The organism is Flammeovirgaceae bacterium, from assembly GCA_015180985.1.
In the GTDB taxonomy this organism is placed as follows: Bacteria; Bacteroidota; Bacteroidia; order Cytophagales; family Cyclobacteriaceae; genus UBA2336.
This window is the reverse complement of record CP054185.1, coordinates 2416133-2433548: the sequence shown is the minus strand read 5'-3', so window position 1 is coordinate 2433548 and position 17416 is coordinate 2416133. Positions and strand designations below refer to the sequence as shown.

General features: G+C 44.4%; 20 protein-coding genes. 2 read left to right on the top strand and 18 right to left on the bottom strand.

Translation table 11 applies throughout. The annotated features are described in order from the left end of the window. Position 1: 1 nt before the first annotated feature. The 15 genes from HRU69_11350 to HRU69_11280 form a co-directional block, all read right to left on the bottom strand. A complete protein-coding gene (locus HRU69_11350) occupies positions 2–373 on the bottom strand; it encodes a type II toxin-antitoxin system VapC family toxin (GenBank protein QOI98042.1) in 372 nt (123 codons plus the stop codon). Continuing rightward, on the bottom strand, positions 360–524 hold the full coding sequence (locus HRU69_11345; protein ID QOI98041.1) for a hypothetical protein: 165 nt from the start codon (positions 522–524) through the stop codon (positions 360–362). The genes HRU69_11350 and HRU69_11345 overlap by 14 nt, the downstream gene beginning before the upstream one ends. 72 nt (positions 525–596) lie before the next feature. Beyond that, complete coding sequence (locus HRU69_11340) at positions 597–1055, bottom strand: hypothetical protein (protein QOI98040.1); 459 nt, start codon at positions 1053–1055, stop codon at positions 597–599. Positions 1056–1068: 13 nt separating this feature from the next. Then, complete coding sequence (locus tag HRU69_11335; protein QOI98039.1) at positions 1069–2058, bottom strand: hypothetical protein; 990 nt, start codon at positions 2056–2058, stop codon at positions 1069–1071. A 278-nt stretch (positions 2059–2336) separates the two neighbouring features. After that, a complete protein-coding gene (locus tag HRU69_11330) occupies positions 2337–2714 on the bottom strand; it encodes a hypothetical protein (protein ID QOI98038.1) in 378 nt (125 codons plus the stop codon). 8 nt (positions 2715–2722) lie between these two features. Then, positions 2723–4081: a hypothetical protein gene (locus HRU69_11325; GenBank protein QOI98037.1), complete on the bottom strand. Its 1359-nt coding sequence runs from the start codon at positions 4079–4081 to the stop codon at positions 2723–2725. Positions 4082–4125: 44 nt separating this feature from the next. After that, positions 4126–4620, bottom strand: a complete 495-nt coding sequence (locus HRU69_11320) for an ORF6N domain-containing protein (GenBank protein QOI98912.1) — start codon at positions 4618–4620, stop codon at positions 4126–4128. Between the two features lie 252 nt (positions 4621–4872). Beyond that, a complete protein-coding gene (locus tag HRU69_11315) occupies positions 4873–5022 on the bottom strand; it encodes a transposase (GenBank protein QOI98036.1) in 150 nt (49 codons plus the stop codon). 363 nt (positions 5023–5385) lie between these two features. After that, positions 5386–6015, bottom strand: coding sequence for a hypothetical protein (locus tag HRU69_11310; protein ID QOI98035.1), 630 nt, complete (start codon positions 6013–6015; stop codon positions 5386–5388). A gap of 1 nt (position 6016) precedes the next feature. After that, on the bottom strand, positions 6017–6745 hold the full coding sequence (locus HRU69_11305) for a hypothetical protein (GenBank protein ID QOI98034.1): 729 nt from the start codon (positions 6743–6745) through the stop codon (positions 6017–6019). A 107-nt stretch (positions 6746–6852) separates the two neighbouring features. Beyond that, a complete protein-coding gene (locus HRU69_11300; protein ID QOI98033.1) occupies positions 6853–7251 on the bottom strand; it encodes a hypothetical protein in 399 nt (132 codons plus the stop codon). 15 nt (positions 7252–7266) lie between these two features. Beyond that, positions 7267–8613, bottom strand: a complete 1347-nt coding sequence (locus HRU69_11295; GenBank protein QOI98032.1) for a hypothetical protein — start codon at positions 8611–8613, stop codon at positions 7267–7269. 200 nt (positions 8614–8813) lie between these two features. Beyond that, on the bottom strand, positions 8814–9302 hold the full coding sequence (locus tag HRU69_11290) for a hypothetical protein (protein ID QOI98031.1): 489 nt from the start codon (positions 9300–9302) through the stop codon (positions 8814–8816). Further along, a complete protein-coding gene (locus tag HRU69_11285; GenBank protein ID QOI98030.1) occupies positions 9292–10125 on the bottom strand; it encodes a hypothetical protein in 834 nt (277 codons plus the stop codon). The genes HRU69_11290 and HRU69_11285 overlap by 11 nt, the downstream gene beginning before the upstream one ends. A 163-nt stretch (positions 10126–10288) precedes the next feature. Then, the gene (locus HRU69_11280) at positions 10289–12226 is read right to left on the bottom strand and encodes a GAF domain-containing protein (protein QOI98029.1); all 1938 of its coding nucleotides are present in this window, start codon (positions 12224–12226) and stop codon (positions 10289–10291) included. 227 nt (positions 12227–12453) lie between these two features. Here HRU69_11280 and lhgO point away from each other — a divergent pair, with 227 nt between their 5' ends. Continuing rightward, positions 12454–13653, top strand: a complete 1200-nt coding sequence (gene lhgO, locus HRU69_11275; GenBank protein ID QOI98028.1) for an L-2-hydroxyglutarate oxidase — start codon at positions 12454–12456, stop codon at positions 13651–13653. Positions 13654–13658: 5 nt separating this feature from the next. Here the strand turns inward: lhgO and HRU69_11270 are convergent, their stop codons facing one another. Then, positions 13659–14408: a hypothetical protein gene (locus tag HRU69_11270; protein ID QOI98027.1), complete on the bottom strand. Its 750-nt coding sequence runs from the start codon at positions 14406–14408 to the stop codon at positions 13659–13661. A gap of 36 nt (positions 14409–14444) precedes the next feature. Continuing rightward, positions 14445–14876, bottom strand: coding sequence for a RidA family protein (locus HRU69_11265; GenBank protein ID QOI98026.1), 432 nt, complete (start codon positions 14874–14876; stop codon positions 14445–14447). A gap of 17 nt (positions 14877–14893) precedes the next feature. Here HRU69_11265 and HRU69_11260 point away from each other — a divergent pair, with 17 nt between their 5' ends. Continuing rightward, positions 14894–16033: a ThiF family adenylyltransferase gene (locus HRU69_11260; GenBank protein ID QOI98025.1), complete on the top strand. Its 1140-nt coding sequence runs from the start codon at positions 14894–14896 to the stop codon at positions 16031–16033. Here the strand turns inward: HRU69_11260 and HRU69_11255 are convergent. Beyond that, positions 16026–17408: a sodium:solute symporter family protein gene (locus HRU69_11255; GenBank protein ID QOI98024.1), complete on the bottom strand. Its 1383-nt coding sequence runs from the start codon at positions 17406–17408 to the stop codon at positions 16026–16028. The two genes, HRU69_11260 and HRU69_11255, sit on opposite strands and share 8 nt — an antisense overlap. Positions 17409–17416 lie beyond the last annotated feature (8 nt).

The following is a 17416-nucleotide window of genomic DNA, read 5'->3' as shown; positions in this document are numbered from 1 at the left end:
ATTAAATTGAAATCAGAATAAGCTCAAGGTCTCCGATCTTTTTAAAATTCTTATCGGCTGTAAGCAGGGGTAAATCAAGGTATATTGCAGTTGCAGCAATAATGGCATCTGGTAACTTTAAGGTATTGGTCTGCTGAATATCTTTAATAAGAGACTTGATTTCCGGAAGCAAGTCAACAATAAAACAACTATCCAATAATTTTTGGATCTCGCGTTTATGCTGAGCACTAAGACCTTTTTTGCCAAATAATTCCAGTTCGGTTATTACTGAAATCCAACATTCTTTTCCATCCAGATGATTTCCAACTTCTTTACTTCCGGACAGCAGGTAAATTAACGGGTTGGTGTCCGAAACAATTCTAATCCCACTCATTCCGCTTGCGGATTTGATAAGCAAGAGGGTCTTCGTTCCATTTTACCTTGCCTAAATGATCCTTGGCGCGAAGAACTTTAGTTTTCTTGCGGGTTCGAAGCTTCTTCTCCACCTCTTCCGGCTTCATTCGCTTTTTTACTCTTATTATCATAGATACATGATAAACAAATATAAAGGAATTTTAAGTTATAGCAGAAAATACTGTGACTATTTACTAAACCCCTCACTTTGGCAAAACAAGAAACTTATACTCAAAGGGAATTGAAATTGTATCATATTCGATTCTGCATTTAAAATTGAAAAGACCAGGGACGGTGGGTTCAAAATAGTAAGCTTTCGTTTTCTGAGGAAGTTCGCTCGGTTCAAATTTCCCTGTGATTGTATCCTGTGATGGCTCGGTTATAAATGCTTTGAAATCTCGGCCTGTGACAGAAATGTCTGCAATAAATTTTTCGCCAATTAAAATAGTATCACTGTTTATTGTAACATCACAACAGATATACTTTAAGTATTCAATTTTTGCCACACGAATAATATTTCTATTGTCTCTACTAAAAAAGTAGTAACATCGTCCATTTAGCCCATCCAGTTCAATCCTTTTTGCAATCTCAGGATTTACTCTACAAGAAATGTTAATCAACAGCAGTAAAATAGGTACTATGAGTTTAAGCATTACGATCATATAACTAGAAAAGTTAATTAGGAGGACCAAGTTGCCAAGAAAATGACCGAACGGACCAGCTTCCATCCGAGGATATTTGAATTTTATATCCGATATCGCCACTTGTGGCAGGGCTCCAGTAATATCCCGGGTGCGAAGGATCACGATAATACAGTTTCAACTCACCCCGCCAATTCTGATTCAGTGGATTGGTATAGAATGTTTGATAAAAACTACTGATTGCTTCCAGTTCATTGGCTGCCGTTAGTTTATTCAATATGTTAAATAGATCTTCAGGGTTGTTTAGATCCACTTCACCAATATGCTTGTAGCCTACTTTTTTTAGAGCATGCTCCGTATTACCGTTACCGATAATAACTACTCCATATCCATTACTGTTAAAACCAATTTTTGTACCCTCTCTTTCACGAAAGCCTAATGTCTCCAATGTGTTGCGTAATTTGCCCAAAAATAAACTCCACAATGGATGACCGGGCCCTGCAGCTCCTTCATACCCCCGCACAAAAGAAGTAGTACCTGCAATCATGTTAATATATGTGTCAAAGTCCTTTCTGAATTTATCCTGCGAAAATAGTTGGGTAACCTTTCCTGTTCGGGGATCGACATTAAATATTCCTTGGTCTTTACTTGTAAGCGCTTCTGTAATTCCTCTCTTAATATTCTGTCGCTGGTGGGCTTTTGCTACCTGGTTGTCAACCCACGCATTAAAAGCGGCAAACATACTGCCCTGCCCCGGCTTCCACCCGGGGCCCATGCCAAATAAGGCACCGCCATACCCCGTAGCCGCCATATAAAAGCCCATAACCCCGGGCATTTCGGTACGCCAGCAGTGGCCGCACACCGGGTCGCCCAGGCCGGTGTAATCTACCCGGTCATCGTAGGTATAGCCTATGTAGTACTGGTTATAAAACGCGCTGTGGTTAATGGTTGGGGGCGGCTCAGCTCCGCTGGGGTCGTTATAGCCCACCGGGTTGTTAAGGCTGTATTTATAAACCTGGTTCATGCAGGCGGGACTGGATTGACTTTTTATACATTTACTAAGTTAGAATTATTTTTGCTTACGTACACCGCCTGCCGCAGAGCCCTTGCAGGAGACGCTGCGGGGGAAGAAAATTGAAACCGGATTGCTTGCTCTGGCACATAATATAGCGAAATGGGCAGCCTAAGTCCGGCTCAAGATTTTTCTTCTTCAAAAAATTACTTCAAAAGCTAAAAGAAAATCTAAGCCTTCAAAAAAAGAAGCCATCTCTTCTTTTGAGACAGCCTCTTCTCTATATTTGGTTAAAACAATTTTATGAGCATGTACCACAAAACAAGTGGGAATAGTAGAGCCAAGATGACTAAGATTCCTTTCAAAAATGAATGGCTCTCATCTCTCCATCGCTCTCGCAAAGGCCAGTACTTTTTTCGGTAACGGAGATAATTAAAGACAAGCAGGAAAAGAGTAAGGCCGAGACCAAGCTTACTATAGCCTCCTTTGCCTAGAGAATCATAAAGCGAATCAGAAGTACCTGTTAACTTAAGAATGATTTGTACTATATCGCCAACTAAAATTCCTTGACTCAACGATAAAAAGCCAGTAGCAGTAAAACCTTCACTGTCCCTCCATTTGTAATAAACTTTAGCGATCCTGAGCCAGATGTAATCAAAAAGAATCATTGTATATACTATTTACCTATTTTGTCTATTCCATTTGCTATTCTGTCTGTAACAGATGTTCCTGTCGTGATGCCAACTAAGAGATCTACACCATTGTAGGCAAGTACACCCCACCCAACTGGAGTAAAAGCTAAACCTACTTGGAGAACACCAGCACCAATTTTAAACCAGTCGCCATTTGATATACTTCCATCCTGTGTCGCATCATATGCTGTCATTGAGGTTGTTACTATCCCACCAACAACACCTAGAGGTTTAAAGAACTTTTCCGCTCTCACAGCATTTCGGAGTTCACCAAAAGTCCTAGCACTGTACTTGACTGAACTTCCCACACCATCAACCCAGAATAAAGCCGTGCTTGTTACAGTAGTTGCCGAACTGAAATCCGTAGAGTTCTGCGAACCAGCAAATCCGATCCAAAATTGATTCCATCCGTTTGGCCCATTTCCCTGTGTCTGTTGTTGCCGATAATGAGAACGAAGAGCTGAAAGTAGATGCTTCTTTCCAACACCTATTGAGAAATTGATCACACCATAGGTGCCCATGCGGATTTGATTTTCGGCTTCCAATCCTCCGGCATAAACTGCTTGCTCAAGATTCACAGTCATCCACACATTATTGCCGCTTACTTCCATGCCTTTTGCACCTAAGGCAGCAGCAATATAGCTTAAATCACTTTCAGATGGCCGCTGCGACATAGCCAGCGCCATGTTAAACCGCTCGCTGTCGGATAGGTTAGCGGTGTTGTATAACGCACCAAAAGCACTACCTGACAGCAACGCAAAATTTTCACTCACGCTCCGCAAGCCCACTGCCCAGTGCCCTCCCGATGCCGGTCCTATTCCCGCCTTGCCAAACATCCAGTCAAGCCCCGGACCGGCATACCGTGCTCCAGGGCCGCGCCAGCCAACAATACGCTGATAGATAACATCATCCTGCAGCCAGCCGTAAGTTGGGCTGTACATCCGCATTGTGTATTGTTCAAAAATCGGCTCGGCTCCTTCCCAGTATCCCTCAGGGTCGGCACCATTCGGATCGGTGAAGGTTACCGGGTCGTTAAATGAATAATTGTAAGGCGTTAAGCTCGCGTACTTCCTCGCCATCGGGTCTACCCCATGCCTACGCAAACGCTTCGGCAGGCAGGCGTTCATGTGGTCCAAGGCGGGGTCGTAGTTGCGGAAAAACAGATCGTACACGTTAGTGGTAGTATTCAGTTCCGTGCCCCCGTTGTATAAAAAGTTGTTGCCGGTTACGTTTTCGCGGGTCCCCACCTTCGCCAAGGCTGCGGTGGGCAGGCAACTGGTGACCGTTTGCCTTCGCTTTTGCTTTGGCGGGTATTGGATGATATTGGATTTGGCGCAGGTCATGGCTAAGTTATTCTTGTTTGGCAGGGTACTTCCACTTAGCTTCCCTAATCTTCTTCTTTGCGCCTAAAACCAATCTTGCGCGTAGGTACGGTAGGCGGATTGAGTAATTCTTTCAGGTATTTAAAAATCAGTTTTATGTCTCCATCTTGCCGAAGGGTTTTTCTTTCCAATTGTTCAAGCTTCAGTAGAATGTCTTTGTGAGTCAGTAACGTTTCCCGAAGCTTCACAAAGATTTCTATTATCCGGATACTCATTTTAATCGCCTGCTCACTTTTTAAAACATTGGCCAGCATTAACACTCCGTGTTCAGTAAAAGCATAAGGTAAGTAACCACCCAGGTGTTGTTTTGAAGGTATCGCATTTTGCGATACCATGCTTTCTGCCTCCTGTTCGGTAAGTTGGAACATGAAATTCCCGGGGAACCGCTCTTGATTACGTTTCACCTGTTCTCTTAATCGTATGGCTTTCACTCCGTAAAGTTCCGCAAGGTCTCTGTCCAACATTACTTTATGATTTCTGATCAGGTAAATTTTATTCATTACCACTTCATCAGGAACTGCAACACTCTTTGTCATCCGTTCTTTTAGCTATTATTCAAATATCTCCAAAAATTTCTTCACCCCAAGGCAAAAGCTGGGCTTAGAACAAGGTTATGGTTGCGGAAGTAATACTCCCGACTTCGTTCATGCTTTGGCAGATTTTGGGTGACATTAAATTTGGTACAGGCCATAGTCATAGTTACCGTACCGGACGGGAGACATCACTAAGATACGGTTTTTGCTATTTACATACTACCCTGCCGCAGCGTTCCTTGCAGGAGACGCTGCGGGGACAGAGCTAATACCATGCTTGCGGCATACTTCGGCCACCTTCTGGTCTTGTTGGATTTGTTCGTTGAGGATGCCAATAATCTGGGCCTCGGTAAATTTGCTCTTCTTCATTTTGACTTTTTTTTGGTTGGTTAAATTAGAAAATCCTACTTTTAACCTGTACAAAAAAAGCAGCCTAGTACCGCTCCACCAAGATAATTTCCCCAAGTAAGATTATACGTCCCACTATTTGTGCCTACTACACTTGGCCCGTTCTTGTTATTATAAACTCCATAACGTAGAACTGTAAAAGTTTTCGAAACTGCATTTCCTTTTGCATCAGTGCCTGAAACAGTCATTGCATATGTTGGAACTTCGAAAATTATCCCTCGACCCTGTCCATCACGGACATCAACAGGATAACCTCTGACATACGCGGTACCTGTTGGTTCATTTCCAACAGTCATTGAGATAGGCCCATTTTGCGTTTGTTAATCATTTCTTTATCAAACGGACGACAGTTGATGTTACTGTCACAATAATCAAAACAATTACTGCCCACTTCAAAAAATTCAGGTCATCGGATAATTGAGAGTATTTTTTTTCCAGATGACTATACTTTTCCTTTATACTCTCATTTACCTGTTGCGCTTTCCTTGCCCGTAAACTGGCAACATCAAAATAAAACTCGTTCAGGGCTTTATCTAAAACTATCTGCTTAGCCAAGAAAAGCTGTGAAGGGTTTTTAAAAACATCAGGCGGGGGCACTTCAGGAAAAGTAATATCATGTGTACCATGTGGTGAACTTAGGCTCTTTGAACCACTACATACATCGGCCAAAAATTTATCACCTGGCTGCGTTTTGCCAAAGATTAGCCAAATGCTCCCAGTCTTTGGAGTCATTACTCTTTGAGTAATCATCCCTGTTAGCGTATCCTCAAGAAATTTACCCTTGTACCACTCCATAACATTTATTCGGTAGGTCGAATCTCCTACCTCAAATACATGACCTAAAAAAATTATATCTGCATAGTTGTAGATATCTTCTTTGGAAATTTTTTTACAGTCATCTGCTGATATAATTCCACTTTTCAACAGCAACAATACTAACAAAAGCTTTCTCATTTTACCTGAAAGATGGATGGTACTGATAAATTACATTCATGTACTTTGTTGGCATTCCGTCATAGTTTCCTATGCGTGTCCATGTTAGCCATAAACCTTCAGCTGTATGGATTCTGAATTGGTCAGTTGTTGAAGACCAATACTTGCTATCAATTGATGCCCAATATGCTTTGTAATGATCATTTGTTTTATCTCCATAACCTTTGACTCCATGGCCAAATATTTCGTGTATCATCAAAGCACGAATATTACCCTTCGTTATTTCAAAGTCTTCGATATTGAAATTCACATGGTGCTTTCCATTCTTAAAACCAAGATAGGTCGCATTACCTGGCGATGGATCAAAAGACAAAGCAACATCATCACGGCTTAATGTCTTTCCATCGTTCAAAACCATACCGTGAATCGCATCATAATAAAATTTCGGACCCTGCGGCCCCTCTTGCGTTTGCCCCTGCTGCCACCCCGCCAGCATCCATGGTGCAAACCCGCCCTGTGATGCAATTAGCGGGCCCGGTGACCTGTCGGTGGCCGTTATGCCGCCTACCAGATAGATGTTATTTATGCCGCTAACTCCGCCAAAGGTAAATACAACTGCACCGTTGTTACTTAATGTATTCCATATGGCTTCAATGGTGGGCGCGTGTGTTATGGTACCTCCATAATCTTTTACCAACCCCATAGCCATGTTAAATCGTTCGTGGATGATATTGGATTTGGTGCAGGTCATAGTTACCGAACCGGGACGGGACACATTACTAAGATACGGTTTTTGTTATTTATATACTGCCCTGCCGCAGACTCCCTTGCAGGAGACGCTGCGGGGACAGAATAGTTTCACTTGTGTTTAATATTGAAATCTCTGATTATTCCTCCAAACCAAAAAAAGCCTACAACTAAAATCAACAGGTAAGCAACGCACACAAAGCGCAGGAATTTTCTTCTTCTCTCGGATAACTTTTTGCAACCCTTTAATATCTTCAGATACCTGTTATTGTGCTTTACATAGAAAAGAGAAAGTATCGCCATGCCTAACGAAAAATATTTGTGGTACTCTCCGTATATGTTGATTCTTTCAGGCAACATCAATACTTCGAGTAATTCCAATAAGGTAATAACTGTACCTACAATAATCATTGATGTAGTCATAGCCGCCCATGCCCATGGAAACTCTCTCTCCTTAAAAGCCCAGATGCAGAAGTAATATGCTTTGCAAAAAATATATCGGTACAGCATTCTAATTTTTTATTTCTATTTAAACCACTTTGTATCATCACTGCCATACCACTTACTTGGACCATATTGTCCTCCGAGATTCCAGCCAATGCTCCATGCAGTACCAATGCCCATATAGGTTATAGCACCAATGACGTTGGATATTTGTTCAACTACCATTTGGCCAGTGCTTAATTGACCCGACTTCCATTGTGAATTGACATCATAGGCGCCCCAAGCAGTAAAACCATAGCCACCATATGAAGCCACGAACTTTACACCGTTGGGTACTTTTAGTGGGCCGTCAAATTGAACACTTGGGCCTCTTAGTGAATTGTTAATTTTGATTTGCCTTAGAATCTCTAGACGAGCTTTGGTGGCAACGTTCTTTCCTGCCGTAAAAGAAGTTCCTAGAATAAATGAAGTAGAGAGCCCTTCAGGGTTATTCTGTGGTGGATGATATTGATTAACTGAGTTTTTTAGCCATGGCCCATCGCATGGCGTACCCGGAGGGCACCCTCCGGTTTGTTGCTCTCGTGCACTCGCAACAATATTTTTCAGGTCAATCTCTGCACTCCACCTGTAAAATTTTGCATTCGCTAAATCCAACCGCCCGTTCACTACCGGAAAAAAGCCTGAATATCCCTCGTCTTTTACAAGTGGTCGCTGCACCATATTAAACGCTGCCATTCCCAGGCGGTAATTATATACTTGGTTAAAGTACGCGCGAGCGCCCCCAGCTCTTTCAATTTGACTCGGCAGCGCATGTATTGAGTTTCCGTTAGCATCTAAACCCAGATACACCGGCCCGCCAAAATCAGGTGCCCATTGGCTGATGATGGGCGTTAAGCCGCTCTGCCCAGGCCGCCACCCGGGGCCCATGCTAGATGTACTATATCCTGTAAAACTTTGATACATGGTTAAACTGTTGCCCGTGCGCCAGCAGTGGCCGCACACTGGGTCACCCAGGCCGGTGTAATCTACCCGGTCATCGTAGGTATAGCCAATGTAGTACTGGTTATAAAACGCGCTGTGGTTGATGGTTTGGGGCGGCTCAGCTCCGCTGGGGTCGTTATAGCCTATCGGGTTGTTAAAGCTGTAGTTATATGGTGTAAGGCTGGCGTACTTGGCGGCCATCGGATCAATTTGATTCATGCGGCCCAGGGTGGGGTCGTAGTTGCGGAAAAACAGGTCATACACGTTAGTGGTAGTGTTTAGCTCCGTGCCCCCGTTGTATAAAAAGTTGTTGCCGGTTACGTTTTCGCGGGTCCCCACCTTCGCCAAGGCTGCGGTGGGCAGGCAACTGGTGACCGTTTGCCTTCGATTTGCTTTGGCGGGTAAACATTGTAGATAATATTCGATTGGGCGCAGGTCATTGCACATCACTAAGATACGGTTTTTGCTATTTACATACTACCCTGCCGCAGAGTTCCTTGCAGGAGGCGCTGCGGGGACAGAAAGAAAAGTCTGCTTTCCTCGCTCTGCTCGATTCACTCATCGCTAAGAAAAAACTTAAAGACAACCTTTCAAACTTGGTTGCTGGTTGATAAAACAAAAGCCCCGGGTCGCGGGGCTTTGCGTTTCTATTCCTTAGAAGTTGAATCCTTTTTATTCTTTTGCTCCTCGTTGATATCCTTCACGATATCTATTAGCTTATTTGTCAACGCTGTGTCGGAAACTGAAAAATTGACGTCAATAGAATCCATTGGAAATCCTTGCAATAATTCCTTACTGCTTATAAATCCTGATTCACTGCTTGACTCAATCTTGATCCCGTAAACACTGAAGGCTTGAATAAAGCCAACGTAGATTTTTGAGTTCTTAGGGATTTGCACGGCATTAGGAAGACAAAACTCTGCAACTGAACCTTCATTTGATTTCTCCACGTCTTCAACATAACCAACTATCCCGTTATCAAATACTACTGGAGCCCCCTTGGTTAAAGTCGAATCTTGAGTTACTGGAAACTGTAGTCGATAACAATCCTTACGGCTGCACTGACTGAAGCCGAGCACAAAACAAATCAACAAACAGGATTGAAAATATCTATCCTTGAATAATCTAATGACCATAGTAAACATTTAAAACCACATTGTAATTGTGCCCTTCAAAATTGTTGACGTTGAACCTAAACCTAAATGTGATATCACTATATGGGGCATCATTTAGATAAGCTCCAATTGCTTTGAATGGCTTGTCAGTCATAAAGTAACCATCACCATTTGTAAAGACTTGCCAGAACTGATCCGCATACTTTTTACCCATTGCTTCTTCAAGACTCGATCTGGAATAATCTCTTGGCAATTGAAAAAATCCATTGTTTGAAGTGTACTTCATTAAATCAATCTTCGGACCCACCTTTGATGTACGATCCGTTAAATTCCCTTTTCCATCAATGGAAATAATTCGAACACTGTTGCCGGAATAAATTGCTACGTGTCCTTCACCTGTTGTTAGCGTGTAATTGAAATAAGCTACGGGAGAATACCTGTAAGGATTATCGGTGTTCAAAATCATTCCATCAATGAAGAGTGGCCCCTTTTCGGTTTGTTGCTGTTGTTGCCGATAATGAGAACGAAGAGCTGAAAGTAGATGCTTCTTTCCAACACCTATTGAGAAATTGATCACACCATAGGTGCCCATGCGGATTTGATTTTCGGCTTCCAATCCTCCGGCATAAACTGCTTGCTCAAGATTCACAGTCATCCACATATTATTGCCGCTTACTTCCATGCCTTTTGCACCTAAGGCAGCAGCAATATAGCTTAAATCACTTTCAGATGGCCGCTGCGACATAGCCAGCGCCATGTTAAACCGCTCGCTGTCGGATAGGTTAGCGGTGTTGTATAACGCACCAAAAGCACTGCCTGACAGCAACGCAAAATTTTCACTCACGCTCCGCAAGCCCACCGCCCAATGCCCGCTGCCGGTTATGCCCTGGCCCGCAGGCGCATATAAGAATGGCTGAGTAGAGTAATTCTTCTCATAGGTTTAGGTTTAGGTAAACAAAAAAGTCCCGGGGCGCGGGACTTTTTTGCGTTTACAGGGGTTCTGAAGATCAAGCCTCATAGGCGATTTCCATTATACGAACGATTTCACCCTGCCGGTTTTTAACCGGATTAAAATTGGATTTTACGGTAATCACTTCTCCCCTGCGGGTTAACCGCTTAAAGGTGCCACGCTTTGAATTACCCAAGGCCAGGTCGCGCCAGAATTGCCTGTATTCCTCGCTGCTCTTTTCGTCTTTGGTTACAAACAACCGGTGATGCTCACCGATAACTTCACTTTGCGAATACCCCAATAAGGTAAGGTAGTTGCTGTTGATTTTGGTGATCTTACCCTCCACATCATAATCGGCTATAGCCAGCGCATTGTTAATGGCCAGCATAGTGCCCTCGGTTTCCGACTGGTTGCGTTGCATCTCTTCCTGCGTAGCCTGCAGCTCCTCCATATTCTGGCGCATCTCTTCCTCCTGCGCACGCATCTGTTCCGTCATTTCCTGCGACTCTTCCAGCAGGCGCTGTGTACGGGCATTTACTTTTACCGTTGAAATAGTTGACGCAATACTCTCGGCAATTTTCTCAACAAATTCAATTTCAAAGTCCTGCAATTCAGTGAATGAGGCAATTTCAACAATACCGAATATCTGTTCATTTACTTTAAGCGGAACAATCAAAATACAGGTGGGGTTGGCATCGCCCAGGCCTGAGGTAATCTTAATGTAATTCTGTGGAACTTCAGTCAGGTAAATTGTTTCGCCTTCCTGCCAGGCCTGCCCGGCCAGACCTTCGCCCTTATGAATTTTGTGGTTCAGGTATTTCTTCTTATCCCACGCATAACACGATTTCATCGAAATGGTGGGTTCTTCTCCGCGTTCAACGTCATCAACAATATAAATGGCGCCCTGGTTGCCTTTTAGGTATTTTACCAGGTTCATGATAATCTCATCAGCCAGCTTATTCAGGTCGTTTGTATTGGACCGAAGTATTTCACCGAACCTGGCAAGCCCTTCGGTAGCCCAGTTGCGCTTCTTATCCTCTTCAGCTACGCGGGCCAGGTTATCGCGCATGTTTATCAGCGCATTACCCAGCACATCATGATCGCTGAGGGGCTTGAAATCAGTGGCATAATTTCCTTTACCGATATTGCCGGCAAATAACGTAGTGGCTTTTAAACCAGTAACAAGGTTATCCATCGCCTGGGCCATCTCTCCGATTTCATCGTTGCTGAACTTGGTTTGCTTTTCTTCAACCAACTCGCCACGGCCCAGTTTTACAACCACATTCTTAAGAAAGTTAACCGGACGGGTTATTGATCGCATCAGCAAGAGGGCAGCACCAAAACCAAGCAAAATGGTAACACCGGCCAAAATAAGGGTAATGTTCCGCAAGTTTCGGGTGGAGACAATCAACTCTTCTTCAGATTGAGCCGTTATTACCGTTTGCGCTTTAGCCAGGTTGTTTAAATCAGTAAGGATTGTTTGCAACTGGGGGTTAATCTGACTCTCCAAAACATCTTCGGCAAGCAGCTTGGTAATGCCGTCTTCATAACTCTCGAAGGTGGCCAGTTGTGAAGTGATTTGTGATTCGGCACTACGCTGGATGCGTTCAAATCGGGCAAAAACAGAATCAACAATTACTTTCTGACTATCAACCTCCCAGGTGTTTTTAAGCTTTTCGATGCGTTCTTTTAATTCCGGGTATTCATATTTAACCAATTGTATCAGGGCTTTTTTATTTTCTTCATTGGTTTGCAGATAAACCCAACTGGTTACCAGTTTCTGGTACCGCTCAACGGTTAAAACGAACTCATTTATTGCATCTTTTGATGGGCGGATGATCTCCGCTGAGGTTTTAACTACATTATCAATCTGGTTGCCGGTCATGAATATAATGGCGGCATTAACAATAAAGAGGGCCATAACAGCCATAAACCCCCCAAGGATTTTATTTCCGATGGTAAACCTGAAACTAAACCGGCCTTTCTTCTTATCCATAAACGTAGTTGAATAATATAATAACAGCGACCTGGCAGGTAAAACTGCCTCGTTCTCTGTAAGCAGGCAAAAATAGGATAAATCCGCATAGGCAAAACCTGAAAAACTGCCGAAATTCTGACATCAAACAGACCAGTAAAGAAGTTGCCAATTTACAGAGGCCCAACTGCCCCGATTTATTGGAGTGTTTAGGGTTGTTTCCTTAGTTTCGGGCAAAATAAAGCCACGTGCAGAGCGATGTAATAATTATAGGCGGGGGTATTGTAGGACTGGCAACTGCCTACCAGATTCTCCGGAACAATCCCAGGCTTAAGCTTACACTTATCGAAAAGGAAAGCGAAGTAGCCCGGCACCAAACCGGAAATAACAGCGGGGTAATCCATTCGGGTATCTATTATAAGCCGGGAAGCCTCAAGGCCACAAACTGCATTACCGGTTACAACCAGTTGCTGCAATTTTGTGATCAGTACGGTGTGCGATACGAATTGTGTGGTAAAATTATTGTTGCTACTGCCGGGGCAGAAATTCCTTTACTGAAGAATCTGTTTAACAGGGGTATTGAAAACGGGCTTACCGGGCTGCGCATGCTGGGCAAGGAAGAACTTAAAGAATACGAGCCACACGTAAATGGCCTTGCCGGCATCCATGTGCCACAAACGGGGATAATTGATTACAAGGAAGTGGCACTGATGTACAGTAAACTGATTCAACAAGCAGAAGGCAAACTGCTATTCAATGAGAAAGTAATTGATCTGCAGCCCGGGGATAACAAAGTTATTGTTGCATCCAACCGGCAAACATATTCAGCAAAACTGGTTGTGAACTGTGCCGGACTATACTCTGATAAAATCGCAAACCTGACTGTACAGAAACTGAACGTAAAAATCATCCCCTTCCGTGGCGAGTACTATAAATTACGAAAAGAGAAAGAGTACCTGGTTAGAAATTTAATTTACCCGGTTCCTGATCCGAACTTCCCCTTCCTTGGTGTTCATTTTACCCGGATGATAAAAGGTGGTGTTGAAGCGGGCCCTAACGCGGTACTGGCTTTTAAGCGCGAAGGATACCGGAAATCCGATGTGAACATGCGAGAGTTGATGGAATCATTGACCTGGCCGGGGTTTCAAAAGGTAGCCTGGAAGTATTGGAGAACCGGTATGGGAGAAATGTACCGTTCGTTTTCAAAAGCCGCATTTACCAAAGCGTTGCAAAAGCTACTTCCTGAAATACAACAGGCCGACCTGATTGACGGTGGCGCAGGCGTACGGGCCCAGGCGTGCAACCGCACCGGTGGCCTGGTTGATGATTTTCTGATCCTGGAAGACAGGCATGTTATCAATGTATGCAATGCACCTTCTCCGGCAGCAACTTCATCACTCGCTATTGGGCAAACAATAACTGAAAAGGTATTAAAAAGACTTAGCTGATTTAATTAATAGAGCCGGAGGATTAAACCTCCCTGAATCCCCCAGACTTCAATACTGTTATAGTAACGCTGGTACACTACACCAGCAGAGAAATAGCCGTGCAAGGCACCAGCTGAAAAGAGCTGGTGCTGGTACTGTGCACTAAACTCCCTACGCGGGTTTGCGCCTGTCTCCCAATCCTTGGCAAACCGGTATTCAAACCAGATTTGCTTGAACTGATCAGGCGCATGAAAGCCCAGCATAAAATCCCACTCGTTAAATGACCGGCCATCTGCAAAGGCTTCTTTCATCACTCCGGTACCAAGGCGGAATGTTATAAACCGGCTTGTTATCAGGTTAAGCTGAAGGACTTGCCAATCGTTTGTACGGATATGCTTAAGTCCGCCATCGGCATCCTCTTCAATAAGATAGTTAATACGATAGTCTGTTGAAAACAACCCCCAATTACCCCGAATGCGGGGCCATAGTATGTAATACGATGAAGGCTTTACCGCACCCTGCATAAATACCTCCAGCGAAACCATAGACGGATACCGCGCCCGGGCGTCCTGCAGTTTAAACCGTTGCCAATCGGGAATAGCGTTAAAAAACAAATCGAAGGCAAAAAATCCGCCACCACTATCCCCATCATCACCGGAATCTGAATGACCTGACTTTTTGCTGCTGTTATCGTCAGAAGCCTGTTTAATCTCGTCAACCTGGGCATACAAGGTGCCTGTCATGCAAACTGCAAGAATGACGAAAAAACGTTTCATAGTAAGCCTTTAACCAGCAATCATCAGGCCAACCGGTTACCGGGTTGACCAAAGTTCAAGCCGCTGGCGCTTTACTTCACCACCAGCTGATTTTATAAGTGATGCCTCAACTTCAACAAGGTATTCAGGAGATATTAAGGCGCTTACTTCAACCATGGTGGTTGCCGGCTTAATGGTACCGAAAAACTGCTGATGGGCGCGCCCGACTTCCTCCCATTTCGATATATCCGTAACAAAAATACGGGTGCGCACCACATCGCTAAGGGCAAAGCCCGCAGATTCAATTACCCGCGCCATCTTGCCTAAAATAAAACGGGTTTGTTCGTAAAAATCATCTTTCCCCACCAACGTGCCATTTTCATCAACAGCCACAGTACCGGTAACCTCCAGTTGATTGTCTACCTGTACAGCCCGCGAATACCCCACAATATCCTCCCATTTAGCTCCGGTTGAAAAGTTTTTGCGCATTGTAGTACATTTAATTTGTGAACAAGTTAACTGCTGAGGAATTAATACGCTATAGCCGCCACCTGGTTTTAACCGATTTCGGTATTGAAGCACAACTAAAATTAAAATCCACGCGTGTTCTGGTGGTTGGAGCGGGCGGGCTGGGCTGCCCTGTCCTGCTGTACCTTACGGCCGCAGGGGTGGGCACTATCGGTATTGCCGATTTTGATGTTGTGCAGGAATCAAACCTGCAGCGGCAGATACTGTTTACAACAGATGACATTGGAAGAAATAAATCTGAAGCTGCCGTTGAAAGACTTGCAAAACTAAACCCCTTTCCGGCATTTACTGCGTATCCGGTAAAACTTACCAGGCACAATGCGCTGGAAATAATCACTCACTATGATCTGGTTATCGATGGATCGGATAATTTCCCTACGCGTTACCTCGTTAACGATGCCTGCGTATTGTGCAACAAGCCACTGGTGTACGGAGCCATCCTGCAATATGAAGGGCAGGTAGCCGTATTCAATATAGTGAAGAAAGATGGAACCCGTAGCGCAAATTACCGCGACTTATTCCCTCACCCACCCCGGCCGGACGAAGTGCCCAATTGTGAGGAAGCCGGAGTTTTAGGTGTACTTCCGGGCATTGTTGGTAGCCTGATGGCCAATGAGGCAATCAAACTATTAACCGGTAAAGGTGAATTACTTGCGGGTAAACTCTTTCTTTTTGATAGCCAGGTGCTTCATACCACAACACTCACTATTCCTGATAGGAATGGGCGGAATTACATAACCGAATTAATCGATTACGAACTATTTTGTGGTATAAATCAGAATAAAAACAAATCTTTGGGCATGAAAGAAGTAACTGTACAGGAACTGAAACAAATGCTTGACAACGGAGAGGATTTTCAGCTTATTGATGTCCGCGAATCGTATGAAAATGAATTATCAAACCTTGGTGGCGAACTTATTCCAATGGCCGAGGTGCCCCATAATATTGCCAGCATTTCAAAAACAAAGAAGGTAGTAATTCATTGCCGCAGTGGCGGACGCAGCGGAAATATCATCCAGTGGCTTGAAAAAAATCACGGCTTCGATAACCTGTATAACCTGAAAGGCGGTATTCTGGCGTGGGCCCGCGAAATTGATCCCTCGCTGCCGGTCAGCTAAACTTCCTGTCAGGAAAAAAAATACTGCCAACTACTGCAGCCGCAAAGCTGATGGCGGTAGCCGGTATAAGTGCCGGTACGGATATCGGGTACAGTTCAAAATAAATCCAGGCCGCCATTCCCGATACCATCGACACCATGGCGCCTGTGCCACTGGTACCCTTCCAGTATAACCCCAGCAACATCGGCACAAACAGCGATACAAGACTCAGGATTGATGACCCTCCTACCAATTCATAAATATTTGATTTTAACGATGCCATAACGGTTGCGCCTACACTGAAAATCAATACTGAAACGCGCGTAATTAAAAGCAGTTGCCTATCGGTCGGGGCTGTTTGCATCATCGGCTTAACAATATTTTCAGATAAAATAGCAGCAGGCGCCAGGATGGAAGAACTTGTTGTGCTGAGAATGGCCGAGAGCAGCGAGCCAAAAAACAAGATCTGAACCGGCAGGGCTGTATGTGCCAAAACCATGCTCGGAAGAGTCAATTGTGTGTCCTCGCTAAGTTGGCCGGGGTAAAGGTGTTTAATGCATAAACTGATGAACAGCGGGAGCATGGCTACCGTGAGGTAAAGCACCGCGGCATAGTAACACGATTTTACTGCTATGGTTGATGAACCGGACGACATGGCCCGTTGAAAAACATCCTGTGAAGGGATGGAGCCCAAGCCCAATACCGACCAGGCAGCAAGGTAGGTGAGAATGGCAGCCGGGGTGAATTCAGGTAAAAACTTAAAATTCTCTTTTGGCACCTCATTAAGTACCGTCATTGCTCCTCCCGCCTTACCAGCCAGTACAACGGCAAGGATAACAAGCCCTAAAACAATAATGATGCTTTGAATAAAATCGGTAACGGATATGGCCCACATACCCCCGACAAATGTATAAAGGGTAACTATGGCTGAACTGATGACCACCCCTTGCCACACCGGTAATCCGGCAACAACATTCAGAATCAATCCCAGGGCTACCAACTGACCGGCCGTATAGCCAAAATACGAAGGCACCATGAAAATGCTGGCGACCAACTCCGTACGCTTGCCAAAGCGTACTTTAAAGAAGTCGGCCAGGGTTAGCAGATTCATCGCATACAACTTTCGGGCGAAGAATATGCCGAAAAGCAACAAACAAAGTGCAGCGCCAAACGGATCTTCAATAACCGCGAACAATCCGCCTTTCAGAAACTCTGATGACGCACCAAACACCGTTTCCGATCCGAACCAGGTGGCAAACAAGGCCGATGTACTTAACACAATCGGCAGGCTCCGGCCGGCAAGCATAAAATCACCGGTATTCCGTACCCTGCGGGCAGCCCAAAAGCCTACCATCACAGTAAGAAGAAGGTAGAGAATGATGGAAAGTAGCAGCAACGTGAATT